Raw genomic sequence first — 26,212 nt, forward strand, 5'->3', positions numbered from 1 at the left:
ATGAGATATCTCATATTAATCTTCTTTATTCTCATGATATCATGCGATTGATAAGGAGGATACAAATGAATACACAACGTTGGATGAGCACACATTTTTTTAGTTTTTTTCTGACCTGGGGAATCTTTCTGCCTTATTGGTCAGGCTGGATGATACAAACGAAAGGCATTTCGGTTTCAGAAGCCAGTTTTATCATGAGTATCGGTTTGGTGGCGAGAGGTCTTTCCACACTTTTTGCTTTTCCATATGTATTAGATAGGGTCAGTAATAAAACACTCTTAAACATAGCTGGAATCGGTACATTGATCGCGATTCTTTGCTATATTCCGGCTGACTCATTCCCCGCCTTACTAATCGTAACCGTTATACTACACATCTTTTACCCGACCTTAATGCCGGCTTTAGACAGCGTTGCCGGCGTTCTTGTGCAAAGTAAGCAATTGAAGCACTATGGGAAAAGCCGACAGTGGGGATCTATCGGATTTGTCTCGGTAGGAATACTGTTAACGGTTTTTACAGGAATGTTTGGTGATAACGTTATTTTTTGGGCACTATTGCTTGGAACCAGCTGCTTTGTCGCTCTTAGCTTAACGAGTGCCCCAGAGATTTTATCGAAGAAACCGCAAGTAAACCAATCCATAAAGGTCTATATCTTTGATTTATTCCAGACGAAACATTTCTTGGTTGTCCTTATTATTGTTGTGCTACTTCAAGCAGCCCACGCTACTTATTACAACTATGGCTACATCTTTTTACAAGAAATTCATGCACCCATCTATCTCATCGGTGTCATTATTAACATTGCCGTCATTGCAGAAATTATCTTTTTTTCAATGGCCGACAAACGCTTTAATCGATTCTCACCTGGAACCTTATTGGCGCTAGCTGCAGCCGGCTCTTCTCTGCGGTGGGTTTTAGTGTTTTCGTTTCCAAACGTTATGGTGTTTTGTATTGCACAGACGCTGCATGCATTTTCGTTTGCTATGGGGCACTATGCTTTTATGAAATACTTAACAACAAACGTTCCGCATACACTCATCCCAAAGGCTCAAGGCATGTATTCAGCCTTTGCACTTAGCTGGAGCACAGCGGTGTTTACGATATTCGGAGGGTTTTTATATGAAATTGAGCCAAGATACGCATTCATCGGAATGCTTGCTTGCAGCTTGCCGGCGATGTTCATTGCCCTTGTGTATCGGAAATTGGAAGTGGAAAAGAACGTTTTATTGTCTGCTGATGCACGTTAATACATTCGTACGTTTAAAGAAAAGAAGAAGTTTATTTCAATATGGATAAACTTCTTCTTTTCTTTGTTGGAGAGACTTGCTACGCTGACACTAAAGATCCACGGCGGTAGTATGCCACATATAGAGGAACCTCAGCTTCTTTGCAGGCAGCCGCCATTTCATTGCATTCCTTTGCGTTACGTGCCATCGGCTTCTCCACATAGACAGGTTTCCCCGCTGCGGCTGCCTTCAGCGTATATTCCTCATGTGAGTCCGGCGGCGTATCTATATAAACCGCATCCACCTCAGGGTCGTTAATCAATGCATCCGCGTCATCATACCACTTCGGGACACGATGTCTCTCTGCATAATCCCTTGCCAGCTCACCCGTTCTCCGCATAACTGCAATTAGTTCCGAGTTTTCAACCTTTTGAAAAGCAGGGCCGCTTTTCTTTTCCGTTAGTATCCTTCATACCTGATTTTTACTACGATTGATGCATCAACCCTTGATGTTTTTCCTTTTTTCTCTTCATCCCATATAAGATAAATAAAAGAATGAACCAAAGGGGAGTCAATAATAAGGCTGGACGAGTAGCCTCAGAAAACAGCATAATCACCAGGATCACAGCAAACATTGTGAGCACGACGTAATTCACAAAAGGTGTAAGTGGTGCTTTGAATGTTGATTTCAATTGTAATTGCGGACGTGTTTTCTTATACTTTATATGGCTGATCAGAATCACACCCCAGACCCATATGAAGCAAATCGCACTGATGGTTGTCACGATCCCAAAGGCTTGCTCTGGTAACAGTTTGCTTAACAGGGCTCCTGCGGATATGACCAGTGTGGAGATGAATAACCCATTACTTGGTACATGATTTTTATTCAGTTTTGCAAACTGAGACGGCCCTTGGTTATGATGACTTAAATTATATAGAATCCGGCTCGTGGAGAACATGCCGCTGTTGCAGGCAGAAGCCGCTGATGTCAGCACCACAAAATTGATGATTCCGGCAGCCAGGGGAATTCCGATTAAGCTGAATGTTTTAACAAACGGACTTTCTGAAGCATTTAGACCCGTCCATGGGTTAATACATAAGAGCACAATCAGCGCGCCGACGTAGAAAAATAAAATCCTCAAAGGAATTTTATTGATGGCCGATGGGATATTTTTATGTGGATCAGATGTTTCTGCTGCCGATACGGCTACTAATTCCACACCGACATAGGCAAAGATGACCATTTGGAATGAAAGTAAAAACCCTGAAATTCCGTTCGGGAAAAAACCTCCATGTTCCCACAGATTCGTAACCGTAACCGCCCCTGCATCCGTCTTGAATCCCATCACCAGCAGCACAACACCGACACCGATCAACGCAAGAATCGTCATGACCTTGATTAAAGCAAACCAATACTCCAATTCCCCAAAGAGTTTCACCGTCAATAGGTTGAGCCCCAATAAAATGATTACGCAGATGAGTGCCGGTATCCACTGCGGGATATGGAACCAATAGTTCACGTATACACCAACAGCAATCACATCGGCCATGGCCGTCATGATCCAGCAGAACCAATAGGTCCAGCCCGTTACAAAGGACGCCCAGGCTCCAAGATACTCTTCCGCAATATCCGTTAACGACTGATAACCCGCATTGGACAACAGCAACTCTCCAAGCGCTCTCATCACAAAAAACAGGGCAATACCCACGATCAAATAAGCAAAGATGATCGAGGGACCTGCAAGCTGTATCGCTTTACCAGAACCTAAAAATAACCCCGTACCAATCGTACCGCCAATGGCAATCAGCTGAACATGGCGATTCGATAAATCCCTCTTTAATTTTCGTTGTTCCAACCTTAACTCCTCCTTACAGCCTTCCAATGTGATACATCGAGCAATAAATGAATACAAAAAAAAGAGACTGGATGCGCTCCAATCTCATGGTCATAAGAATAACAAATACGATTTTGTATGCCAGCAACAATCATTACGGGCACACCAAAATAAATATCCGATACTCTTCTGTCCTTTTGCCTGAGATTATGAACCCTTCGGCGCCGCAAAAAACTCTCGCGGTCTCTCCAGAAGCTGCTCCTGCTATAGTATTATCCATAGCAATCATAGCTTTCTACGTAATTAAACTGTTTGGTTATTATTATTCTCTCGAATAGTTGATTATTCTAGTAGGAGTTAGGTGTTTTGTCAATAGGGAAGACATCCATTTCCTGTAGATGAATTTATTCGATGATTTTTTATTTATGGTACGGTTCACCCCGATTAATGCGAAACGCCCGATAAATCTGCTCCACCAGGATCAGTCGCATCAGCTGATGGGGAAAGGTCATTTTGGAAAACGAGAGGGTTTCATTTGATCTCTTGATTACATCATCACTCAAACCTAATGAACCACCAATGACAAACGCAACTTTGCTTTTCCCGTAAGTAGCAAGCTTGTCCAGATTATCGGCAAGTTCTTCCGATGAACGCATTTTCCCTTGGATGGCCAGGGCAATGACATGATGATCAGGAGAGATCTTAGCTAAGATCCGTTCGCCTTCTTTATTCTTCACTTGCTCTATTTCAGATTCACTCAATACTTCCGGGGCTTTTTCGTCGGCAAGCTCCACTATTTCTATCTTTGCATAAGCACCTAAGCGCTTTACATATTCACCTATTCCTTGCTTTAAATACTTCTCTTTTAATTTCCCGACCGTTACAATGGTGATATTCACTATCCACACTCGCTTTACAAACAATTTACAAACACGTTATCCACAGACTTTATCCACATATCCACAAATCCGATCCACATATCGTATGGGAATATTAGTTCGCCACTATATATATTGCGTTATTCCCACAATATTCACAGGTTGTGGATAACTTTTCATTTTCAGGAAGCTCTGTTAGTTGAGGGGCTACCTCATGTTCATCCACGACAATATCCATAGCTAATTCTACATGCTCTAAGCAGCAGTAAATCATGTTTTTTCCTCCTATACTTAACTCAAAATATACTCTATATACTTATCCACAATTATCATATCATGTAAAGAAAAAGCAGGAAAGGGCGCTTTGCCTTCCTGCTTTTCGCTTATCCACATTCTATAACCTGGATTCGTCAGTAAGTTTCATGGTTACTTCTTTCTTTTCACCGTTTCGATAGAACGTAACCTTCATCTGATCATTTACGTCTTTTTTGTTATATAGATGCTTTCTTAACTCAATGACATTTTCAATTTTCTCTCCGTCAAGCTCCGTAATCACATCGAGCTCTTGTAATCCGGCCTGGGCAGCTGGAGAATTGGGAACGGTTTGTCTAATCATAACACCATAGTTGATTTCTTTCGGAAGCTTCAATGTTTCCTGCTGGTGATAGGCAGAAATCTTATTCACATCCTCCAGTGTCACACCCATTGCAGGACGCTTGACCTCACCGTACTGCTCAAGATCTTCAATAATTGGCTGAGCATAGTTAATCGGGATGGCAAGTCCGATTCCTTCTACCGCACTCTGTGCAATTTTCATGGAGTTGATTCCGATCAGCTGGCCGGAAATATTGATTAACGCTCCACCACTGTTACCCGGGTTGATGGCTGCATCAGTTTGCAGAACCTCTGCATTCCAATCTTCCATCCCATCCTGGTTAATATCGACCGGAATCGTTCTCTCAACACCCGAAACAACCCCCTGTGTAACAGAACCTGAAAATTGCAGTCCCAGTGGGTTACCAATCGCAATAACTGGCTCTCCCGCTTTCAGCTTATCTGAATTTCCAAACTCAGCAATATCGTCTTTCTTGATTTGGCTGCCATCGATTTCGATTACAGCCAGGTCTGTCCAAATATCCGCACCACGCATTTCAGCCGGTACCTTTGTGCCGTCCGCAAGCGTCACCTCAAGCTGATCTGCGCCTTCTACAACATGATTATTGGTTACGATATAAACCTTATTACCCTCTTTTTTATACATTACCCCGGATCCTGTCCCTGCTTGTTGATCCTGGGTTTGTCCTTCCCCCTGTCCCCAGAAGCTTTGAGATTGGATGTTCGTAATTCCTACAACAGAATCGCCAGCTTTCTCAACGGCTTTCGTCACATCCGTTGTGACATCGACGGAAACATTTTGAGTGGTTCCATTATGATAAGCTTCATCCGTTTCTTTCAGGTCTTCGTCGGGTTGAATTGAATAGGGTAAGATATCAAAGTTGGTTAACTGAGGAATCGCCACAATGACCAAGATTGCTCCAAGTACAACTCCCAATAACCCGGCAAGGAACATTCCTCCCCGATTGCCCTTTTGCCTGCTCCGGCTTTCAGAATTATGATCTGAATCATAATATCCCATCTAACTTCATCCTTTCTACGTTCTATTCCTTTTGTTATTTTATCTTTACAAGCATGATTATAGTCAGATTAAATTAAAAAATGATGAAAAAAATGAAAGTAATTCCATAAAGTTGATAGATATGTAAACCCTAAAGTGGAGGTGTCTTGCTTAGAAGACAAAAAAAGGTGAAGACAGCAGCCCTCACCTTTTTCATACCTTCAAAAGAAAAATCATAAACATTTGAATCGGTTTAAATCGCAACTAAAGGTGTTGGTACTTTAGGGTCCGTATCAAATAAATCAATTTGTTCTCCCACTACTATTCCTTTTGACTCGAGTGTCTGGGTGACACTCATCCTTGCTAGATCTTTCATATTATTATCGAGGCTGAGATGGGCTAAATAAATTCCTTTGGTTCTATCACCCATCACTTCACTCATGGCAATGGCCGCATCCTCATTGGATACATGGCCATAATCACTCAGAATTCTACGCTTTATATTCCAAGGATACCGGCACATTCGGAGCATCCCCACATCATGATTACTTTCAAATACATACGCATCGGCATTGGAAATGATTCCTTTCATCCGATCACTTACATATCCCGTGTCCGTTACCAGGACAAGCTTTTTCTCTCCCTGGTGGAAAATATAGAACATTGGCTCTGCCGCATCATGTGAAACCCCGAAGGACTCAATGCTCAATCCTCCAAAGTGCTTGGCTGTTTCCATATCAAACGAAAACTTCTGTTCCGTATCTATTTTCCCTACTAACCCGTCCATGGCATTCCATGTCTTATCGTTGGCGTAGATAGGAAGCTTGTACTTTCTCGCAAGTACACCAATTCCCTTGATATGATCACTATGCTCGTGGGTAACAAGAATACCCGACAAATCTTCTATCTTTCTATCTATCCGACTGAACAACCCCTCCATCTGCTTGCCGCTTAATCCTGCATCGACAAGAAAGGAATGTTCTTCCGTCTCCACAAATATCGCATTTCCTGTACTGCCACTGGCAAGTACACTAAAATGCATGGTCATATCTCTCACTCCAATGTTTCTTTTTCTGGTTTGGTGACTTCGAAAATCTGTCCTTCAACTGCATTAATAAATAGGTCTTCTTTTTTGTCACCTGATTCAACGACAAAATGCCAGGTTGGTGCCAGGACTTGGGATTCTTCGCGTGATAAAAAAGTGTAATATCCCAGTTCAGGTGTTTTGATCTTACTACCCGAGCTTATCTTATGGTTGGTCCACAAAACCTGAAGAGCTTGGAGAGAAGTAAGCAGGCTTTTCTTTTTGCCGCTTAATTCTTCTAAATTTTCAAGCAGTGTTTGTTTGTAAGAGACGATTTCACTTTCTTTATTTAGACTAAGAATCACTTTACCATTTGAGTTGTTAAAAATCTGCCTGTCTTTATACGTCTGATAGTAAATGATCGTTTGTTCATCTTTATTATATTTCCAGAAGCTGTACTTTTCACCGTTAACGACCTGATTTTTCATAAAATCGTTTAATTCATCAGGTGAAAACTTTTCACTTATGGGAAATGGTTCCTCTAAGGTTGAATGAATTGTATTATCCGTGACGACACTGACATCTTGATTTTTTAACTTTTCGATTTCCTTCTCTGAAAACGTTTTTGTTTTTGCACTAATATAGGCTTCTTTTATCGGATCCTTTGATAGACTTTTTGGGTAATCAATATTATCAGTCTTTAATTGTTCTTCAAAGGATACTTGGCTCAACGTTTCGGGATTGCTCTCAGAAACTTTGTTAATGAACAGCGACATCAAAAAGATATCCAAAATAAGAAAGACAATAATGAAAATGCTCTTCGTTTTACTCCAGTCCAATTCCAAGGCCCTCCTCATCTTCCAAAGGTAGGCGTAACCAATTACCATCGTATTTATAATACCAGGAAGGTTCAAATACAAGGAATTTTCTATTTGATTCATTCGAATCCCTTGTCATCTTATATCCGACAATGACATCTTCTAGGTACTCAAGGTTGATTGTATCATCCTTTGCCAGAAGATATAAAACGGTGGATCCTGCTGGCAATCTAACCTCTTCTATTCTATCAGGAAGCAGATTAATATCTAATTTAAAGTATGGACGATTGTACTCGTTAATCGACTCCTGACCCATGATTTGAGAAATTTCAGCCATCCCATTTTCATTAAAAACAGGATAGCTTTCCATAAACAGCCGGTATACGATTTTATTCTCAAGAGGGCTCATCGAGAAATATTGATAGTCTTCGGTCCAGCCACCATGGTCATTGACAAACTCCATACTTTTTTGAAGCAGCTCCGTGGCAGATGATCCTCCATTTTTTTCTTCGGATGGATTCACATAAGACAACGTGTTATGTTCTTTATTCGTTTTTAATATACTATACACATTTGTATATTTTTCTCCCTGCTCGGTAAATCCCTTATCTACACTATTGGGATCGCTAAACAGTGCCTGTACATACTCTTCTGGGGAATCTAGGTCTGAATAATATCTATAGCTTATATAATCCTCAGGATTTTTGGGCAGAAAAATCGTTTTTTCATTATTTAATGGCTGCTCCATATATTCATCAAAATTATAAACGGCTTTTTGAACAAAGCTTTTTTCGAAAGCTTCTAAACTGGCACGGTCTACCCGGCTTTCATAAAATTTCTTTTCTCCTTCTTCATATAAAACAAAATACACGGAACCTGTATCTGAACCATTATTATTTAAATCGATAATGATACGGTTAAAGGAACCATTCAGTGTACTTTTCTCCTCTAATTTTAACACTTGACTATAAATCGAGAGTGGAACATTGTCCGGGAAAACAATTTCGATCTTTTTCTCACCGTGTATAACAGATTTGATCTCTGACATATTATACTCTCTTGAAAGATCTTTCAGATCGAATAGAGTCCAGCCTCTTAATTGTTCAATAACCTTATTGATTTCGGTTTCATTTGAAGTACCAACTGTCTTATTTCCTGAATGATAGAAAAGTTTAAATGGTTTAATTAAAACGCTGTTAAGCTCATTCTCGGGTATCTTGTCTCCCACAGACACATCGTACGCTTCATCGCTATTAATCGTATCGTAGCCTGGTTGATACGTCCAAAGATTGAAGGTAAGGAATATACTGATGCATACGAGCAGCGTTAGAATTATCGATTTGATTTTTTCATAATTCATGACCAATCATCCTCTTGAGTGGAATCATATGGGAGAGTGAATGTAATGGTAGTTCCTTTTCCTTCAATGCTCGTCGCCCATACGTCACCACCATGTGCTGAAATCATTTCTTTTGCTATGGCAAGGCCAAGTCCTGTGCCACCCATTTGTCTTGTTCTGGCTTTATCGACACGATAGAAACGTTCAAAGATTTTCTCCAGATTTTCTTTCGGAATCCCTAATCCCTGGTCTGAAATACTGATTTCAATATATCCGTCCTTTTCTTGCACCTTGAATGTAATGGTTCCACCCTCAGGTGAATATTTCAAAGCGTTCGAAATGATGTTATCCAAAACCTGAGTGATTTTATCCTGATCCACTTCCACAAACATGGCTTTGTCTGGTAAGTAACGGTTAAAGGTCACATTCACATTCTTTGTCATTTCAAATCGATCAATGATTTTATGGAAAAAGAGGATGAAATCAACCCAATCTTTATTAAAACGATAGTCCTTACTATCCATTTTTGATAATTGAAGAAGATCGTTTACTAAACGGATCATTCTCTCCGTCTCATTCTGAGTAACATCAAGGAATTGAGGTGCGATGTTTTCATCTTGCCATGCCCCTTCAGCCAATGCCTCTAAGTAGCTTCTCATCGTTGTAAGCGGCGTGCGAAGTTCGTGGGAAACATTTGCCACAAATTCCCGTCTCTCTAAATCAATTTTCTCCTGCTCCGTAATATCATGTAATACCGTTATAAGACCGTTCACAAACCCGGTCTCTTTTTGAATGATAGAGAAATTCGCCCTTAGAATATATGGTTTTTCTTTCGTACTGTAATCTAAAATGATCGAATCCTGTTCATTGGATAGATCATCAAACGTGTATTCCTCATCCAATCCCAATAAGGATACAATGGGTTGAGAAACGACTGTTTCACGTGAAACATTCAGCATATCCGCTGCAGGATCATTAATCAGAATGACCCTGCCTTTTCGATCTGTCGCAATGACACCATCCGTCATATAAGAAAGTACAGATGAAAGCTTTCTTCGCTCGCCCTCCGTCGTTGCTTGGGCTTCTTGAAGGCGTTTTGTCAAATTATTGAATGTAATCGCAAGCTGACCTATTTCATCGTAACCGTAGACCTTTACTTTCCTGGAAAAGTTTCCTTTTGCCATTGCGAGTGCTTGTTTCCTCATATCAGATATCGGTCTCGTTACGGTTTGAGCCAATAACACTCCCAATACTGCTGTTATGACTAAAGCAATTAATGTACCATTCGTAAAAATCTTATTGATCTCACTCATTTGGTCATAAACCGATTCTATTTCACCGACAAGATAAATAGCACCAATGACTTCTTCATTTGAAGTGATTGGTGCTGCATACACCCAGATACGATCTTTCGTCTGATCATCAAGATAGATATCCTCATGACCTAAGCCCACAGCGAGGGCTCTTTTAACCTCTTTTTCTCCGCTGACCTGACCGACTAAACTCTGGTTATTGGGATCAGAGGTGCCAATAATTTTGTTTCTATTATTAATCACTCGAATTTCGGAAATATCCGACGTTTTGCTATCATCTAATACTCTCCCGATGTCCTCTTCGAGTGTGGGATCATCTTCACTGCGTTTCTTTACTATTTCTTCACGAATTGTATACTCTAATAATTCCACTCTATTTTTAATAGACGTCTGGAAATTATCGACAAGTTTTTCTTCAAGGGCTCTAACAAAATATACGCCAATGATTTGCATGGCGAGAAGTATGAGCAGAACATAAATCAAAACAAATTTAAGATGGATTGAACGAGTTAAACCAACTTTCTTCATTACAAATTACTCCTGTTCAGGATTTCGTAAGTAATAACCGACTCCTCTACGAGTTACGATCCAGGTAGGGTGACTTGGGTTGTCTTCTATTTTCTCGCGGAGACGTCTGACGGTAACATCAACTGTACGTACATCTCCGTAGTAATCATAACCCCAAACAGTTTGAAGCAAATGTTCTCGGGTCATCACTTGTCCAATATGCTTCGCTAAATAATGAAGAAGTTCAAACTCACGATGTGTCAGCTCAATCGTTTCCCCTCTTTTAGAAACAACATACGCATCAGGATGAATGGTTAAAGAACCAACGGTAATTTCATTGTTCTCATCCTCAACGTTTTGCTGCGCACCCTGCTGATGACGTCGCAAATTCGCTTTTACCCGGGCGATGAGCTCACGTGTACTAAACGGTTTCGTCACGTAATCATCGGCTCCAAGTTCTAATCCCAATACCTTGTCAATTTCTGAGTCTTTCGCTGTCAGCATGATAATAGGCATTTCATACTTCTTCCTGATTTCACGGCAAACTTCCATTCCGTCACGATTGGGAAGCATAATATCAAGAAGGACCAGATCCGGCCTAATTTCTTCCGCCATCTTTACCGCTTCATCTCCATCGTACGCGCAATGTACTTCATAGCCTTCTTTTTTCAAATTAAACTGTAGTATATCTGCAATCGGTTTCTCATCGTCAACGACTAATATTTTCTTTTCCATATCAATTGATCTCCTTTAGAAAAAAGTAATTTATCATAAAAAGTTGTGATTAGTATAGGATTCTTCCTTTAAATTTATCACTATCTCCATATTAATTCATCTTTTACTCTATCATAACCTTTATTTCATTTCTTTTTGACTACAATCTAAATATAACAAAGGGGACTGACAAATAAAATGATTGTGTCAGTCCCATGCTTGATTACCTATATAAAATTACAAAACATCCAATGGATTAATAAGTGATCCATTTTTGTAAACTTCGATATGCAGGTGAACCCCTGTAGATTCACCAGTTGTACCCATGATACCGATTTTTTGGCCTCTTTCCACCGTTTGACCGGCAGAGACTGAAATGGAATCTAAATGAGCATAAATCGTTTTATATCCATTTCCATGATCAATCACAACTTTATTTCCATAACCGCCATCGTCCCAACCGGCAGAAACGACTCTTCCGTTATCTACGGATTTGATTGTAGGATTATCTGGTCGCGCAATGTCGATCCCTTTATGAACTTTACCCCATCTTGGTCCTTGCTTAGAGGAGATGTAGCCGCCATTTGTCGGCCATGCAAAGTTTCCTGATCCCCTGGACGGAGTTGCTTTTGTTCCTTTAATGACAATGTATTTCACTGGATCTTTTAGTTTCTTTTCTTCTTTTACATTTTTCTCGATTTGAGAACCGTTCACTTCTGACGTTTCAAACGTAACGGATTTTTCACCATCTTGACCTTCCTGCTTCACTTTCGTATCGCCTTTATTCATAGAAGAGTCTTCAACTACTTCTTTCTCATAGGCAATCTTTTCGATCTTGTTTGCTTCTTTCTTAACAAGAACATGAACAAGTGGCTCATATACAGTTACGTTTAGCTCTGAACCAATTTTCAGGGCATCGTCTTCTTTTAACTCTGAGTTTAACTCCAGCAATTTCCCAGTAGTTAACTGATGCTCTTCTGCAATCGTACCAAGAGCATCACCTTCTTGAACCTTATATTTCTTTTCTTCTAACGTACCCTTCTTAAGAAGATCTGCTGCTTCCTCAGAAGACATCATTTCTTCCGGCTCCACTTGCGTCTTCTTCATCTCTACCTCTTCTTTAAAAGAAACTTCTAATAAACGTGTTTCATTTTCCTTTAAAGCGGGTAAAGGAGTAGATGAAGAATCATTTTTTCGCGTTTCCAATTCGTTTAGCTCATCTTCAGAAACATAGTTGAGCTTAAATGACTTTAACGCTTTTTCAGCAGCCTTTTCGTCTTTTACATAAGCAACCGGTTTATTGTTCACAACTACAGCAAAAGCATTTGCTTCAACTGATACAGATTCATTTAGACTTTCAATAACCTTTTGATTGTTTGTTTTCGTAGCTGTAAACACATTCTCAGGTATGTACGTTACTTCTTCATTAAAATCCACCTGATATTCAGTGTACTCTTTCTTCGCTTCAGCCAGCTTCTCATCCAAGACGGATTCTACTTCTTCCTGGCTTGTAACAGCTCCTACATACTCACTACCCATGTATACATGATAGATCGTTTGCAGATCTTCATCCGATCCTGTATTCGCTGCCGCCGATGAAAATGTCAAAGTAGAAAGAGCGAGCGTGGTAATCCCTACTTTTTTTACAAATTGATTAGATCTATGTCGAATATTAAGTTTTTTATATTTTTCTAAAATGGGTGATAACTTCTCTCCAAAACTCATTGACTTGCCTCCTATAAACTAAAGCAAAAATCCCAGTTACGGTAGTTCATTAAGCCTAATTTAGTAAAATTCTATAAAATTCGTACTTTACTAATTTACCATAATTCGACGAAATCCGGGACATGGAATCAGGATTGTAATAAAACTGTATAATTAATTAGAGGACGATGTAAGCGTTTTTTCGTATTTTTAGCATTGCAGTGGGAATTGCATGGGTCTAAAGGTGGATTAGCCGTTGAAACAATCTTGGTAGAAATTAGATGAAATTCGTGGTTTCTTGTTACATTCATGTTACAAGCGCAAATAAAAAAGTACTACGAGAGTCAAAGTCGTCGCAGTACTTTTTGTAAGATGGCTCAGGACGGAATCGAACCGCCGACACATGGATTTTCAGTCCATTGCTCTACCAACTGAGCTACTGAGCCATATTGTTTTAAGAATCTAAATATGTAAATGGCGGTCCGGACGGGACTCGAACCCGCGACCTCCTGCGTGACAGGCAGGCATTCTAACCAACTGAACTACCGGACCAGAGTTTTTTGTGTTAGCAAAATCGCTATCAATATTTACTTCAGCAAAAAACTTGCTAGCATAATATTTTCATGAAGTTACATCACTTAAACTATCAATTCTCACTTCGAGAAAATAAAAATGACCCATACGGGATTCGAACCCGTGTTACCGCCGTGAAAGGGCGGTGTCTTAACCGCTTGACCAATGGGCCATGTAAAGAAAAAATGGTGAGCCATGAAGGATTCGAACCTTCGACCCTCTGATTAAAAGTCAGATGCTCTACCAACTGAGCTAATGGCTCTAAGTATATATATAAACACGTTTAGCAAGCTTGATCAAAGCCGCTTTCGTGACAACGAAATTAATATTATCATAGTATGAATGTCGAGGGCAATAGTTTTTTTGGATTTATTGTCGAAAATTATTTCTTAGGGAATAATTTTGGGGAAATGCCCGATAGGAAGTAATTTCTCAAAGCTACTTTTGCTTAGATGGCAAAGTGTGGACTCGTCCTTTTCCTTTTCCACGATACCCTATACATACGGAGTTTAATATTCTTGTTGCAAGAGCGGGTGAAGAAATCCTTAAAAAACTTTTCAGTTGCTGTCCGGTAATTTCTTCTCCAAAAAGAAGATTATAATGCTCGAGTGACTTAAGATGAGCTAATTTCGATTTTGTTTTACATTTAGGACAGAACCAGTATCCATGCACTCTATCTAAGGGAAGATAACTACAAATTTCACAAAACACTCCATTTATTATTTCTTGCCTGGATATATTATATTGATTTAGTACCGAGGGATTCAGCGGGGTATCAAATTTTTTAATAAGCTTAATCATCCTTCTAATATCTTTATCTAGTAAAATATTATTTTGAGATTCATTATAGATTTGAGAAATTTTTTGGGGAAGCAAAGCCGCGTGGATGACTTTTTGACTTACATTCTTATCATGTGAACGAATAATTGTTTGTGGGTTACTGATAACGATGAGTGTACGAATAGGGATTGGAGGGAAATGATGCTCATGTAACCATGATCTAAATTGAGATTCTTGTCTGCCAATTTGAATAATAGGATCAGGCAATGCGAATTCAACACCGTTCTTCTTCTGAATCATTTGATTAAAGATTGAATCAAAGTCTATCGACCCGGCTAAATTTTTCACTTCTAAAATGAGTGCAAAGCTTTTAGTTAATAGTAACGTATCAATCTGGAAATAAAGACCGTTTAGTAAGAGGCGTAAATCATGAAGAATATAAAAGGATTTGTCGGGGAGAAGGCTTAAATAATAGTCGATTGATTTCTCACCATTATAACCGGCAAGACTTTTTGAGAGGTTTTCTTTAATAAAGTTTGTTTTAGAATGGGTCTCAAGGATACGTAAGAGCAGGACCTGCAACTTTTGAATTTTAATCGGAAAATGACGTTCTTTACTGATCATTTCATCACTCCAATACTGATTTTTTATTTATTTTCTACTTTTATTAAAGAAATCCTGCTTTTTTCTGATGATATCTTAGCAATAAAGTGATGTGAGAGAGGTTTATTTTCAAAACTTGACCTTTTATTTTCAAAAATAGAATTTTATTTTCAAAAATGCATTTACGCCGAAAATACCTAGAGTCTACTATCAAAAAAGACCCACCACCAGAGCACCAACAAAAGCGCTCCAACAGCAGACCTCCATATCAACCCTTAATAAGTCAAACTTGCAGCCACAACCAATCCCACTACAATCGCAGCTGAGAATAGGCTGAATCCGATGGCAATATTGCCTTCTTCCACTTTCTTCGCTAAATTCGTCTTAGGTGTCAGAACATACTCAATGATCCAGTATGCGATGACTTGAGTCGCGATCCCGATGAGTCCCCAGATAAAGGCGTCAAGCAGATTCAGGCTGTTAGCCCAGACGGTGTAGATGACGATGGCGAGTCCGATGGCTTTTCCCCATAGTTTGAGGGCAACGGCAATGTTTCCCTCCCTGATTAAGGTAGCTTCAGAGAATTTGGTGGTAAAGGCGAAAACGGTGATTCCGAGGATCATTAGTCCCAGGCCCGTTCCGACGTGAGCTAAAAAGCTGAGTAATGCTTCACTTGTTATGATTTGCATGAGTTTCTCTCCTTTTTATTTCTCCTGTAACCCTACAGGCAGAAAGTATGATTCGTTATCGGTGATGGCGTTACCAGCCCGTATTCCGATTGCACCGGCCGTACCATTAATAATGAAACTGCCGACCATCAAGCTTGCATCCTTCATTCCTTCATCCGTCTTAATCGCAGTAACAGGCAGAGGGATAAATTGTTGGAACACTGGCAGGGTCTGCTTATAAGTTTCTTTTTTATCTTCTAAAAGGATCTTTCCTGTCGCTTCCATGATTTTGACCGTATCTCCTTCTCGGCCAAATGCAGGCTTTTGAACGTAGGTGATCCCATTCTTCTCGAAATAATCAGCATCTAAGTAGGTTGGAAGAAAGTATTGTTTGATCCATTGATGTTCCTCATCTGTATAGAAGGAACTAGATGCTTCATGAAGACCCCATATAAGTGCTTGAACTCCTTTAGATTGAAGTAAAAATGCGGAGGGGGGATTCAAGATGGCAAGCTTTTTTTCCATTACCATTTGCATCAGGTCCAAGCCCACTTGCTCTTCTGTAAGAGGGTCCTTATCATCAATGAGATGTTCGATAGGATACGTCGGCCGGTACAATACATCGATCCGCTCCCCTTGAGGAGTATAAAGGCCACTTTCTCGAATTTGCAGCTGATCCAGGCTCACATATTCAGACGGCACACCTGAAAGCTTTTGTAGATATTTTGTTGTCAGGTGATCCTCTTCGTGATCCTGGTGAGAGGTGAAGACGATCTTAGGTTCGCCTTCCCGTTGCAAAGACTTCCAGGATGATAAGAGTGCCCGCTTTAGCTCTTTCGCTAATCCCGTCTCGAATCCCTCATTAGGATTTGAACACCCGAAATACTGACAAACCTTTTCATTCACATGATAAAGCTCCTTGATAAAGGTGGGGGTGTCGCTATTGAATTCTAATAGCTTGATTTCCTCTCCGCTTACAACGAAATCAAATCGGCCAACAATACACTCTTGAGGAATGGACTTAAACCTTATATAGGACAGGGATTCCTCTGGAAAACCTAGCTCCAGAAGGGTATGATCTTCCAACTCACGAAGTAGATCCGCACTTTTTTGATAAATACTGTACACTCTTCGGGATGCTTCATGTATCGCTGAAATCGTGTCACGTGATTCCATCTTAATATCCAATAATGAGTACTCCATGTCATACAAATCATGCCAAAATTCAGGAATACGCTCATAGAAAGAGTTTCTTTTTTCACGGTGAGAGGCTGTCATATTATCCTCCGAATCCGCCTTTAGAACCGCTTCCGATACCTGATTTGTAGCTCTTAGAGTACGATTTATAGCTTGAATAGTTTTTTAGACTGGATTTGTTTTTGAACATCCTGCCAGCAAACCAAAAGTAGCCAAAGTGAGGGGAACGGTCATCATCGCAATAATACGTGCCGCTTTCGTCATCCCAATCCCAGTCGTCACAGTCAACATCCGTCGGTTCAGGTGGAAGGTCCTGATTTCCACAGCCGGTTGCTGATATCGCCATTACGGACGCGACTACCCCGGCCATCATTTTCTTCGTTTTGTTCATTGGCTTTCCTCCTCTAGCTTATAGCCCGTTGCTTTTACATATAAAATATACACATAGCGATCCTCATCGATTTCAGCAGAATCACGTTCCCATTCCGCCCCGTCAATATAATAGTAAACAGAACCGATCACACTTAGAATATCGAGATGATAATCATGGTGTTCAATTTTTAAAATAGGGTGGTTGCTTCGTGGATTCAGTTCGCGAATCTCCAGTATTAATCCTTCAGGTGGAAACAGGGGATCCGTAACAGGTTCTTCTTCATATATTTCTACATATAGTATAAATCGATTCCCTTCAATCGCTGAAGAAAGCTGACGATACGTCACACCTTCTTTTACAAAGAATTCGCATTCCCTTCTTGCCAGGATTTGTTCTAATTCGATATCAGGGTAATGATAGATCGCTTCATACGTTTCGTTGCCTTTTCGTAAACGGTATTCCAGTACAGGTTGTTTCATTTGTCGACACCAGCCTCCTGATTGGAAGGATATGATTCCTATAAATATACGAACCACTGAGGAAAAGGTTTCATTTCCCAGGGATTCATTGGTATTATTGAACTATGATTTTTTTCGTAAGGAGGGTATGTATGATTATATTTCAAAGGCTTTGGAAACAGATTACGAAGATGGACTTCGGTTTCATTCTTCTATTATCCCTGATTATTATCCTGTTGGGAACCTTTGGCAGTCATTTTTTGGAGCCTAAAACATTTCCATCGCTTTTTGATGGGTTCTGGTGGACGATGACGACCTTGACCACTGTCGGATACGGAGATTATTTTCCCGTTTCGGTGGGAGGACGTTTATTGGGAATCTTCCTGTTTATCTTTGGAATCGGGATTATTGGGGTGTTGATCAGTAAAACCGTTGATTCCATTACAACATTTCAGAAATTCAAGAGGGAGGGAAAGTTAGTGTATACATATGAAGATCATTATATCTACATCAATTGGTCGAAGAAAACGGAGAGAGCCATTGAGGAAATCCTTGCTCATGTGCCAGATGCTGAGATTGTTCTCATTGATATGCTTCCTGTAACACCCATTGAGCATGAGCAGGTACATTTCATACAAGGTGATCCTTCCGATGAGAATGTATTACTGAAAGCCAATATCTTCGAGGCAAAACGTGTGGCGATATTCTCGGATTCAAAGATTGAAGACCCTTCGCTTACCGATGGAAAAACATTATTGATTGCGTCTGCCGTTGAAGGTTTATCGAAGACTCATCAGAAAGAAGTCCACACAATTGTGGAAGTGTCTGAAGATCGCCATATTCCTAAATTCCAGCATATTGCCGTTGAGGATTTTATTTTATCCAATGATTCTGTTTCCCTATTGATGGCAAAAGCAACACTTCATCCAGGAACGACCAATTTATTCAGGCAGTTACTAAGTAAACGATACGGTAATAATATTCACGAGTTTAGAGTAAAAGAGAATTGGAAAACCATCAAGGAGGCTTCTGAGGAGCTGCTTGAAAAGGGAGCTATCCTGCTCGCTGTGAATGATAATATGGATTTCACTGATGCCATGAACCGTGAGCTGCATGCTGATGACGTTCTTTATGTCGTATGCCATGACAGAGTGTACGAACAATTAAATCAATAAAAAACTCTCAGCCCCTAAATGGCTGAGAGTTTTCTTTATTGATTAATTCGGGCTCCACACGCTGCGAACTACATTTGTTTGAGAGCGATCCGGTCCAACTGAGAAGATGGAAAGAGGGATACCCGTTAATTGAGATACGCGCTCTAAGTAGTGACGGGCATTCTCTGGAAGATCTGTTAACGTTTTACATTCTGTAATGTCTTCTGTCCATCCTGGAAGCTCTTCATACACTGGTTCACATTCAGCTAGAATGTTCAGGTTAGCAGGAAATTCTTCCATGACTTCACCTTTGTATTTATAAGCTACACAGATTTTTAATTTCTCGATTCCAGTTAATACATCAATGGAATTTAGAGAAAGATCTGTTAACCCGCTAACACGACGGGCATGACGTACAACAACGCTGTCGAACCAGCCGACACGGCGAGGGCGGCCAGTCGTCGTTCCGTACTCACGTCCTACTTCACGGATTTTATCTCCGATTTCGTTCGTAAGTTCCGTAGGGAAAGGTCCGTCCCCAACACGGGTTGTGTATGCCTTTGAAACCCCGACTACATGGTTGATTTTTGTCGGGCCTACTCCAGAACCGATTGTTACTCCACCAGCTACCGGGTTAGAAGAAGTAACAAATGGATATGTACCTTGATCGATATCAAGCATAACCCCTTGAGCTCCTTCAAATAATACGCGGCGACCGTTATCGATGGCATCGTTCAATACAACGGATGTGTCCACAACATAGTGCTTAATTTGTTGACCGTACTCATAGTACTCGTCCAGAATATCTTCAATGTTGAAGCCTTCTGTTTCATAAAATTTTTCAAAAAGGCGGTTTTTCTCTTCCAGGTTACGAGCAAGCTTTTCTTCGAAAGATTGACGATCCAGAAGATCTGCGATACGGATACCGACACGTGCGGCTTTATCCATATAAGCAGGTCCGATTCCTTTTTTCGTTGTACCGATTTTATTGGCACCTTTACGTTCTTCATCGATTTCATCAAGCTTTAAGTGGTATGGAAGAATCACATGTGCACGGTTGCTGATTCGCAGGTTGTCTGTTTTCACATCGCGATCGTGAAGATATTTTAACTCTTTCACAAGTGCTTTAGGATCGACAACCATCCCATTTCCGATTACGGATGTTTTTTCGTTATAGAAAATACCTGATGGAATTAAGTGTAATTTATATGTTTCTCCGTCAAACTTAATCGTATGACCCGCGTTGTTCCCACCTTGGTAACGCGCGATAACTTCTGCATGTTCAGAAAGGAAGTCAGTGATCTTTCCTTTTCCTTCGTCTCCCCATTGCGTACCTACTACTACTACTGAAGACATATTAAGCACCTCCGACGGGAATTAGTATTCCCTCTTTTATCAAACAAACTCATTTTATCAACACTAAAAAAGAAAGTCAATGAAAACACGAACGTTTATATAGGTAATTATATTTATGTTCGTATAAATGTATACTTTACGCTTGGATAATCCACTACTTTAAGAATCTTAAGATAAATAAAAAATTGAGGGAGTATCATCAGGTTTTGATAGCGCATATTAGAAACTTTTGCTAATCTAAAATAAGCATTTTGAATTTTATATACAATTGAATACCGAGGTGACGATTTCATGATTAGACGTTTCTTTAGCTATTACCGGCCTCACCGGCGGCTTTTTTACATTGATTTTGCCTGTGCCGTGTTGGTCGGACTTTTAGAATTAGGATTTCCGATGGCTGTATCGTGGTTTATTGACTCCCTATTGCCTGAGGGAAACTGGAGTACTATATTGGCCGTTTCTGCCGGCCTGCTTGTCCTGTATCTACTCAGTTCGAGTATGCAATTCGTCGTGAACTATTGGGGACATAAGCTTGGGATCAATATCGAAACGGATATGAGACGGGAATTGTTTCACCATGTCCAAAGGCAATCCTTTCGCTTCTTTGATAATACGAAAACAGGTCATATCATGAGTCGTGTGACAAACGATCTGATGGACATAGGGGAACTTGCCCATCACGGACCTGAAGATCTGTTCATCGCGGTCATGACTTTCATTGGTGCGTTTTGGATCATGCTCACAATAAATATGGAGCTTGCCCTGGTTGCTATTATTATTGTTCCATTTCTTGTTTGGTTAATTTCGTATTCGAACATTAAAATGAACGCAGCCTGGACGAAAATGTACGGAAATATAGCCGATGTAAACAGTCGCGTTGAAGACAGTGTTTCCGGGGCGAGAGTGGTTCAGTCTTTTACGAACGAATCATATGAAATGGAACGTTTCAATGAAAATAATCAATTCTTCCGCACGTCCAAACTGAAAGCCTATAACGTGATGAGCGTGAATTTATCCGGTATCTACATTACCACTCGCTTGATGACCTTGATCATTCTAGTATACGGAGCCTGGTTAAGTTTTTCCGGCGTGCTTTCATATGGAGAACTCGTTGCCTTTATTCTTTATATCAATGTCCTCTTTAAACCAATCGACAAAATTTCCGCACTCCTTGAGCTGTATCCGAAGGGTATGGCCGGTTTCAAGCGGTTCACTGAGCTCATGGATATGGAGCCGGATATTGAAAATCGTCCACATGCAATCGAAGTGCCTGCTTTACGGGGGGATATTGCTTTTGATGGGGTGACCTTTGGTTATGAGCCGGACCGCCCTATTCTAAGGGATTTATCCTTTACCATTCAATCTGGGCAGACCGTGGCTTTTGTCGGTCCTTCAGGCGCCGGAAAAACAACAATTTGCTCACTGATTCCACGTTTCTATGATATAGAAAAAGGAGCCGTCACCATTGATGGCATCGATATCAGGGAGATGACGAAGGAATCCCTGCGTGCTCAAATTGGAATCGTTCAGCAGGATGTATTCTTATTTACGGGAACTCTTCGGGAAAACATCGCCTATGGTAAGCTTGATGCCACCCAGAAGGAAATAGAAGAAGCGACGAGACGTGCTCATCTGACGGATCTCATTGCCTCACTCCCAGATGGATTTGATACACAAATCGGGGAAAGAGGTCTGAAGCTATCCGGAGGTCAAAAGCAGCGCTTGTCCATCGCCCGCATGTTCCTTAAAAACCCTAGAATTTTAATTCTGGATGAAGCCACTTCCGCCTTGGATACTGAAACAGAAGCGATCATCCAAGAGGCTTTAAATGAACTGGCAAAAGACCGTACCACCCTTGTCATTGCCCATCGTTTGGCGACAATCCGTAAAGCGGACCGCATTCTCGTCGTCACCGAAAACGGCATCGCTGAAGATGGTACTCATGAAGAGCTCCTTTCAAGGGAAGACGGGATATTCACAAGACTTCATGCTCATCAGCATGCAACGATCCTATAACAACAAAAAATCCAAGCACCTGCACCAGCAGGGCTTGGATTTTTTCTATTAAGCCGGGGCGTCGTCAAATCGCCGCTCCAGATTCACGAATTTATTGTATTCCTTCACAAACGCAAGGGACACGTTTCCAACCGGACCGTTACGTTGCTTGGCAATGATGATTTCGATGATGTTTTTGTTTTCCGCTTCTTTGTCATAGTAATCTTCACGGTATAAGAAGGCTACGATATCCGCATCCTGCTCGATACTTCCTGATTCACGAATATCAGACATCATCGGACGCTTATCTTGACGCTGCTCCACACCACGGGAGAGCTGGGATAAAGCGATGACCGGTACTTGAAGCTCACGAGCCAGTCCTTTTAGGGAACGGGAGATTTCAGATACCTCCTGCTGACGGTTTTCTCCTGAACGGCCGCTACCCTGAATGAGCTGCAAGTAGTCGATGAGGATCATTCCAAGACCATGCTCCTGAGCGAGGCGTCGGCATTTGGAACGGATTTCCCCCACTTTAATACCAGGCGTATCATCGATGTAAATCCCGGCATTTGAGAGGCTTCCCATCGCCATCGTAAGCTTTCTCCAGTCTTCGTCGGTTAAATCACCTGTACGGAGATTTTGGGCATTAATATTGCCTTCTGCACACAGCATACGCATAACGAGCTGCTCGGCTCCCATCTCCAGGGAGAATATGGCTACGTTTTCTTTCGCCTTTACTGCCACGTTTTGAGCGATATTCAGGGCGAAGGCTGTTTTACCCATGGAAGGTCTGGCTCCAACAATGATCAAGTCATTTCGCTGGAAACCAGCCGTCATATGGTCTAGGTCGGCAAACCCCGTGGAAATCCCTGTTACGTCACCCTTGCGATTCGTTAAGGTTTCGATATTGTCATAAGTCCGCACAAGTACATCTTTAATATTATGAAAGGCACCTGCGTTCTTCCGCTGGGCTACTTCCATGATGTTTTTTTCCGCTTCACTGAGGAGGCTGTCGACTTCATCCTCGCGGGCATAGCCGTCAGAAGCGATATCCGTCGCTGTACGGATCAACCTTCTTAATAATGATTTTTCTTCCACAATCTTTGCGTAATACTCGATATTGGCAGCCGTGGGAACAGAGGCTGCAAGCTCACTTAAATAAGCGACTCCGCCTACATCTTCAAGCTCTTTCGCTGCTGCCAGTTCTTCTGTCACCGTAATTAAGTCAACGGCTTTTCCCCCGTCTCCCAAATTCAGCATGACATTGTATATTTTTTGATGAGAATGACGATAAAAATCTTCTGGAATCAATATTTCTGATGTGGTCGTCAATGCGCTGGGCTCTAAGAAAATCGCACCTAATACTGCTTGTTCAGCCTCAATGTTCTGAGGTGGAACCCGATCCTGGAACACTTCATTCATCTATGCATAACCTCCAATTCAACTGCGAAGGGGCAACAGAGGCCAATAGGCATCTGCTGCCTGCGTCAAAGTCAATACCTTACTATATATGAAAATATAAGAATTTAGTCCTACCGAAAAAATGTGATCGGGATAGTATCCAGATCACATTTGTTATCAAGCTATATTCATTTTAACATGTTTTTCTCAAAATGAAGTTACCAAATTTCGTATATTTTCTTTGAAAAAATTCTTATTCTTCCGTTACGTGTACCTTTAAGGTTGCTGAAACGTCCGTATGCAGCTTCACAGGGACATTCGTATAGCCCAGGGAACGGATGGCATCGTTCATTTCAATTTTACGTTTATCGATTTTGATGTCATGTGACTTTTTTAGTGCATCGGCAATTTGCTTGCTCGTGATGGAACCGAATAAACGACCGCCTTCACCGGATTTCGCTTTCATTTCAACCGTGATTTCTTCCAACGTCGCTTTTAATTTTTTGGCTTCTTCTAATTCTTCTTGAGCCAGTTGCTTTTCTTTCTTCTTTTGACCCTCAAGCTGACCCATGTTTGCATTTGTCGCTTCAACGGCCAAGCCTTTTTTTAATAAGAAGTTATGTGCATAGCCATCTGCTACGTTTTTCACTTCTCCTTTTTTTCCTTTACCTTTAACGTCTTTTAAGAAAATTACTTTCATATCTCTTTTCTCCCTTCAAAATAATCACTTAATGCTTCCTTCAGCTGTTCCTCGGCTTCCAGTACAGATACTTGTTTTATTTGAGTAGCGGCGTTCGTTAAATGACCTCCACCGTTTAAGTTTTCCATAATGATTTGTACGTTCACGTCACCTAATGAACGGGCACTGATCCCGATTGTTTCCGGATCCCGCTTGGAGATGACGAAGGAAGCAATCACTTCATCCATGGTCAATAACGTATCCGCTGCCTGTGCAATCAGGACGGGATCATAGATGACATCATCCTCTGCTTTCGCAATCGCGACGCCTTCACGGAAAAATTTAACCGATTCAATTAACCTTGAACGTTTAATATAGGTCTCGACATCCTCTTTCAGGAACTTTTGGACTAACACGGTGTCAGCCCCTTGTGCCCTTAAATAGGAAGCGGCATCAAATGTTCTCGATCCCGTTCGAAGCGTGAAGCTCTTCGTATCGACAATAATTCCTGCCAAGAGGGAAGTGGCTTCAAGCATCGTAATTTTTTCATGTTTAGGCTGATATTCCAATAGCTCCGTTACAAGCTCAGCTGTAGAAGAAGCATATGGTTCCATATAAACAAGTAATGGATTTTTTATAAAGTCTTCGCCACGTCGATGATGATCGATGACCACGACTTTATCCATTTTATTTAAAAGTCTTTCTTCAATGACCAGGGAAGGTTTGTGTGTATCGACGACCACAAGCAACGTATCCTCAGTAGCCATTTCAAGCGCTTCCTCTGGAGTGATGAATCGGGAATGAAGATCGGAATTAGCTTTGATCTCCTTCATCAATCGTTTCACTCCATTATCGATTTCATTAAAGTTTAAGACTACGTATCCTTCACGTTGATTCATTTGAGCCACTTTCCGGATCCCGATTGCCGCCCCGATGGCATCCATATCGGGATGTTTATGTCCCATAATGATGACCTTATCGCTTTCGATCATAATTTCCTTAAGGGCGTGGGAGATGACTCTTGCACGTACCCGCGTACGTTTTTCCATTGGATTGGTTTTTCCACCATAAAATTTAACCTTCCCATTTGTTTGCTTGATGGCCACCTGATCTCCACCACGACCTAACGCCAGATCCAGGCTTGATTGAGCCAGGGTACCCAGTTCAGGCAGAGAAGAGACCCCAGTCCCCACTCCAATGCTTAAAGTCAGGGGGACATTTTGCTTAGACGTGGTATCACGGACATCATCCAATATCCCGAACTTTTCCTTCTCCAATACTTGAAGGATCTTCTCATTAATGACGGCTATGAACCTCTCAGAAGAAACCCGCTTCAAGAACACGCCATATTCCTTTGCCCACTTATTCAGAATGGACGTCACTAAACTATTTAAGCTGCTTCTCGTTTGGTCGTCCATCCCTTGCGTTAATTCATCATAGTTATCTAAAAAGATGATTCCGATATTCGTACGTTCATCATGATATTGTTTTTCTATTTCTTTTTGTTCCGTGACATCAAAGAAATAAAGTAGTTTTTCTTTTAGCTTCAATACGACATGATACTTTCTCTCATTAATCGTTACAATTTCTGAATCTACTTCTTGTTTGATTAATGGGACAAGGGACTCTGCCACATCGTATAAGGATCTTCCAACGACTGAGTCTTCATTGAAACATGAGGCTAGAAAAGGATTTGTCCATTCTATGTAATATTCATCATTGATCAGCATGATCCCAATGGGCATCTCCATTAACGCCTCTTCTCCTACACGCTTTACACGATAGGATAGAGTGGAGATATACTCCTCTGTTTCTTCGTGCGATCTTCTCTCAAAATAGAATGCGAGAAAATACACAATTCCAAAGACAATCAACCCTATTAACGAAATGATCCATTGGTAAAAGGAAACCGATACTAACAATAGAGCTGTTAATATAGCAAGACCGTACAATGGGTAGCGGATCATTCGCTTATTAAAATAAGATGGCATGATTTCAGCTC

General features: G+C 40.9%; 22 protein-coding genes, 4 tRNA genes, 1 pseudogene and 1 riboswitch. Of the genes and pseudogenes, 3 read left to right on the forward strand and 24 right to left on the reverse strand.

Annotated features, from left to right (window positions below):
• Positions 1–65: 65 nt before the first annotated feature.
• The gene (locus AAEM60_RS22835) at positions 66–1,247 is read left to right on the forward strand and encodes an MFS transporter (RefSeq protein WP_299745467.1); all 1,182 of its coding nucleotides are present in this window, start codon (positions 66–68) and stop codon (positions 1,245–1,247) included.
• A gap of 100 nt (positions 1,248–1,347) precedes the next feature.
• Here AAEM60_RS22835 and AAEM60_RS22840 read toward each other — a convergent pair.
• From AAEM60_RS22840 to AAEM60_RS22935, 20 genes and pseudogenes are all read right to left on the reverse strand, one after another.
• Positions 1,348–1,692 (reverse strand): annotated as a pseudogene (locus AAEM60_RS22840) (Gfo/Idh/MocA family oxidoreductase); the annotation flags it as partial.
• A gap of 19 nt (positions 1,693–1,711) precedes the next feature.
• On the reverse strand, positions 1,712–3,082 hold the full coding sequence (locus tag AAEM60_RS22845; RefSeq protein ID WP_299745470.1) for an amino acid permease: 1,371 nt from the start codon (positions 3,080–3,082) through the stop codon (positions 1,712–1,714).
• Positions 3,083–3,240: 158 nt separating this feature from the next.
• Positions 3,241–3,323: riboswitch (glycine riboswitch) on the reverse strand.
• Between the two features lie 157 nt (positions 3,324–3,480).
• Entirely contained in the window at positions 3,481–3,960 is a 480-nt protein-coding gene (rlmH, locus tag AAEM60_RS22850) for a 23S rRNA (pseudouridine(1915)-N(3))-methyltransferase RlmH (RefSeq protein ID WP_299745473.1), read from the reverse strand.
• Between the two features lie 94 nt (positions 3,961–4,054).
• On the reverse strand, positions 4,055–4,213 hold the full coding sequence (locus tag AAEM60_RS22855; RefSeq protein WP_299745476.1) for a CxxH/CxxC protein: 159 nt from the start codon (positions 4,211–4,213) through the stop codon (positions 4,055–4,057).
• A 120-nt stretch (positions 4,214–4,333) separates the two neighbouring features.
• Positions 4,334–5,575, reverse strand: coding sequence for a trypsin-like peptidase domain-containing protein (locus AAEM60_RS22860; RefSeq protein ID WP_341357215.1), 1,242 nt, complete (start codon positions 5,573–5,575; stop codon positions 4,334–4,336).
• 232 nt (positions 5,576–5,807) lie between these two features.
• Positions 5,808–6,602: an MBL fold metallo-hydrolase gene (locus AAEM60_RS22865; RefSeq protein ID WP_341357216.1), complete on the reverse strand. Its 795-nt coding sequence runs from the start codon at positions 6,600–6,602 to the stop codon at positions 5,808–5,810.
• Positions 6,603–6,607: 5 nt separating this feature from the next.
• The gene (gene yycI, locus AAEM60_RS22870) at positions 6,608–7,417 is read right to left on the reverse strand and encodes a two-component system regulatory protein YycI (RefSeq protein ID WP_299745485.1); all 810 of its coding nucleotides are present in this window, start codon (positions 7,415–7,417) and stop codon (positions 6,608–6,610) included.
• Positions 7,404–8,756, reverse strand: coding sequence for a two-component system activity regulator YycH (gene yycH / locus AAEM60_RS22875; RefSeq protein ID WP_299745488.1), 1,353 nt, complete (start codon positions 8,754–8,756; stop codon positions 7,404–7,406). Before yycH ends, yycI begins: the two co-directional genes overlap by 14 nt.
• On the reverse strand, positions 8,753–10,576 hold the full coding sequence (gene walK, locus AAEM60_RS22880) for a cell wall metabolism sensor histidine kinase WalK (protein WP_299745491.1): 1,824 nt from the start codon (positions 10,574–10,576) through the stop codon (positions 8,753–8,755). Before walK ends, yycH begins: the two co-directional genes overlap by 4 nt.
• A 6-nt stretch (positions 10,577–10,582) precedes the next feature.
• Positions 10,583–11,290, reverse strand: coding sequence for a response regulator YycF (yycF, locus tag AAEM60_RS22885; RefSeq protein WP_299745494.1), 708 nt, complete (start codon positions 11,288–11,290; stop codon positions 10,583–10,585).
• Positions 11,291–11,506: 216 nt separating this feature from the next.
• Complete coding sequence (locus AAEM60_RS22890) at positions 11,507–12,994, reverse strand: M23 family metallopeptidase (protein ID WP_341357217.1); 1,488 nt, start codon at positions 12,992–12,994, stop codon at positions 11,507–11,509.
• A gap of 352 nt (positions 12,995–13,346) precedes the next feature.
• Positions 13,347–13,419 (reverse strand) — tRNA-Phe (locus AAEM60_RS22895).
• A 29-nt stretch (positions 13,420–13,448) separates the two neighbouring features.
• A tRNA-Asp gene (locus tag AAEM60_RS22900) sits at positions 13,449–13,525 on the reverse strand.
• Positions 13,526–13,646: 121 nt separating this feature from the next.
• Positions 13,647–13,718 (reverse strand) — tRNA-Glu (locus AAEM60_RS22905).
• Between the two features lie 14 nt (positions 13,719–13,732).
• Positions 13,733–13,808 (reverse strand) — tRNA-Lys (locus tag AAEM60_RS22910).
• A 176-nt stretch (positions 13,809–13,984) separates the two neighbouring features.
• Positions 13,985–14,950 (reverse strand): nuclease-related domain-containing protein, encoded by a 966-nt coding sequence (locus tag AAEM60_RS22915; RefSeq protein ID WP_299745500.1) that lies wholly within the window; start codon positions 14,948–14,950, stop codon positions 13,985–13,987.
• Between the two features lie 254 nt (positions 14,951–15,204).
• A complete protein-coding gene (locus AAEM60_RS22920) occupies positions 15,205–15,618 on the reverse strand; it encodes a DUF350 domain-containing protein (protein WP_148970568.1) in 414 nt (137 codons plus the stop codon).
• 15 nt (positions 15,619–15,633) lie between these two features.
• On the reverse strand, positions 15,634–16,875 hold the full coding sequence (locus AAEM60_RS22925) for a glutathionylspermidine synthase family protein (RefSeq protein ID WP_341357218.1): 1,242 nt from the start codon (positions 16,873–16,875) through the stop codon (positions 15,634–15,636).
• A gap of 1 nt (position 16,876) precedes the next feature.
• Positions 16,877–17,185, reverse strand: coding sequence for a hypothetical protein (locus tag AAEM60_RS22930; protein ID WP_299745511.1), 309 nt, complete (start codon positions 17,183–17,185; stop codon positions 16,877–16,879).
• Positions 17,182–17,646: a hypothetical protein gene (locus tag AAEM60_RS22935; protein WP_299745514.1), complete on the reverse strand. Its 465-nt coding sequence runs from the start codon at positions 17,644–17,646 to the stop codon at positions 17,182–17,184. The genes AAEM60_RS22930 and AAEM60_RS22935 overlap by 4 nt, the downstream gene beginning before the upstream one ends.
• A gap of 131 nt (positions 17,647–17,777) precedes the next feature.
• Between AAEM60_RS22935 and AAEM60_RS22940 the strand changes: the two genes are divergently transcribed.
• The gene (locus AAEM60_RS22940; RefSeq protein WP_299745517.1) at positions 17,778–18,800 is read left to right on the forward strand and encodes a potassium channel protein; all 1,023 of its coding nucleotides are present in this window, start codon (positions 17,778–17,780) and stop codon (positions 18,798–18,800) included.
• 42 nt (positions 18,801–18,842) lie between these two features.
• On the opposite strand, the gene AAEM60_RS22945 is transcribed toward AAEM60_RS22940, so the two are convergent.
• Positions 18,843–20,135 carry an adenylosuccinate synthase gene (locus AAEM60_RS22945; RefSeq protein ID WP_299745520.1) on the reverse strand — a complete coding sequence of 431 codons (1,293 nt, stop codon included), beginning with the start codon at positions 20,133–20,135 and terminating at the stop codon, positions 18,843–18,845.
• 291 nt (positions 20,136–20,426) lie between these two features.
• Here AAEM60_RS22945 and AAEM60_RS22950 point away from each other — a divergent pair, with 291 nt between their 5' ends.
• Entirely contained in the window at positions 20,427–22,151 is a 1,725-nt protein-coding gene (locus AAEM60_RS22950; RefSeq protein WP_299745524.1) for an ABC transporter ATP-binding protein, read from the forward strand.
• A 48-nt stretch (positions 22,152–22,199) separates the two neighbouring features.
• Here AAEM60_RS22950 and dnaB read toward each other — a convergent pair whose 3' ends face one another.
• The 3 genes from dnaB to AAEM60_RS22965 form a co-directional block, all read right to left on the reverse strand.
• The gene (dnaB, locus tag AAEM60_RS22955) at positions 22,200–23,552 is read right to left on the reverse strand and encodes a replicative DNA helicase (RefSeq protein ID WP_044340260.1); all 1,353 of its coding nucleotides are present in this window, start codon (positions 23,550–23,552) and stop codon (positions 22,200–22,202) included.
• Between the two features lie 232 nt (positions 23,553–23,784).
• Positions 23,785–24,231, reverse strand: coding sequence for a 50S ribosomal protein L9 (gene rplI, locus AAEM60_RS22960; protein WP_299745537.1), 447 nt, complete (start codon positions 24,229–24,231; stop codon positions 23,785–23,787).
• Positions 24,228–26,201 carry a DHH family phosphoesterase gene (locus tag AAEM60_RS22965; RefSeq protein WP_299745540.1) on the reverse strand — a complete coding sequence of 658 codons (1,974 nt, stop codon included), beginning with the start codon at positions 26,199–26,201 and terminating at the stop codon, positions 24,228–24,230. The genes rplI and AAEM60_RS22965 overlap by 4 nt, the downstream gene beginning before the upstream one ends.
• Positions 26,202–26,212: the final 11 nt, after the last annotated feature.

The organism is Rossellomorea sp. y25 (assembly GCF_038049935.1).
Lineage (GTDB): Bacteria > Bacillota > Bacilli > Bacillales > Bacillaceae_B > Rossellomorea.

Bases quoted from the DNA above. Each gene is read 5' to 3' on its own strand.
- rplI (WP_299745537.1), bottom strand. From the start codon at position 24,231: ATGAAAGTAATTTTCTTAAAAGACGTTAAAGGTAAAGGAAAAAAAGGA.
- AAEM60_RS22865 (WP_341357216.1), bottom strand. From the start codon at position 6,602: ATGACCATGCATTTTAGTGTACTTGCCAGTGGCAGTACAGGAAATGCG.
- AAEM60_RS22965 (WP_299745540.1), bottom strand. From the start codon at position 26,201: ATGCCATCTTATTTTAATAAGCGAATGATCCGCTACCCATTGTACGGT.
- yycF (WP_299745494.1), bottom strand. From the start codon at position 11,290: ATGGAAAAGAAAATATTAGTCGTTGACGATGAGAAACCGATTGCAGAT.
- AAEM60_RS22930 (WP_299745511.1), bottom strand. From the start codon at position 17,185: ATGAACAAAACGAAGAAAATGATGGCCGGGGTAGTCGCGTCCGTAATG.
- AAEM60_RS22915 (WP_299745500.1), bottom strand. From the start codon at position 14,950: ATGATCAGTAAAGAACGTCATTTTCCGATTAAAATTCAAAAGTTGCAG.
- AAEM60_RS22855 (WP_299745476.1), bottom strand. From the start codon at position 4,213: ATGATTTACTGCTGCTTAGAGCATGTAGAATTAGCTATGGATATTGTC.
- AAEM60_RS22940 (WP_299745517.1), top strand. From the start codon at position 17,778: ATGATTATATTTCAAAGGCTTTGGAAACAGATTACGAAGATGGACTTC.
- dnaB (WP_044340260.1), bottom strand. From the start codon at position 23,552: ATGAATGAAGTGTTCCAGGATCGGGTTCCACCTCAGAACATTGAGGCT.
- AAEM60_RS22935 (WP_299745514.1), bottom strand. From the start codon at position 17,646: ATGAAACAACCTGTACTGGAATACCGTTTACGAAAAGGCAACGAAACG.
- AAEM60_RS22950 (WP_299745524.1), top strand. From the start codon at position 20,427: ATGATTAGACGTTTCTTTAGCTATTACCGGCCTCACCGGCGGCTTTTT.
- AAEM60_RS22860 (WP_341357215.1), bottom strand. From the start codon at position 5,575: ATGGGATATTATGATTCAGATCATAATTCTGAAAGCCGGAGCAGGCAA.
- AAEM60_RS22890 (WP_341357217.1), bottom strand. From the start codon at position 12,994: ATGAGTTTTGGAGAGAAGTTATCACCCATTTTAGAAAAATATAAAAAA.
- AAEM60_RS22920 (WP_148970568.1), bottom strand. From the start codon at position 15,618: ATGCAAATCATAACAAGTGAAGCATTACTCAGCTTTTTAGCTCACGTC.
- walK (WP_299745491.1), bottom strand. From the start codon at position 10,576: ATGAAGAAAGTTGGTTTAACTCGTTCAATCCATCTTAAATTTGTTTTG.
- AAEM60_RS22925 (WP_341357218.1), bottom strand. From the start codon at position 16,875: ATGACAGCCTCTCACCGTGAAAAAAGAAACTCTTTCTATGAGCGTATT.
- AAEM60_RS22945 (WP_299745520.1), bottom strand. From the start codon at position 20,135: ATGTCTTCAGTAGTAGTAGTAGGTACGCAATGGGGAGACGAAGGAAAA.
- yycH (WP_299745488.1), bottom strand. From the start codon at position 8,756: ATGAATTATGAAAAAATCAAATCGATAATTCTAACGCTGCTCGTATGC.
- AAEM60_RS22835 (WP_299745467.1), top strand. From the start codon at position 66: ATGAATACACAACGTTGGATGAGCACACATTTTTTTAGTTTTTTTCTG.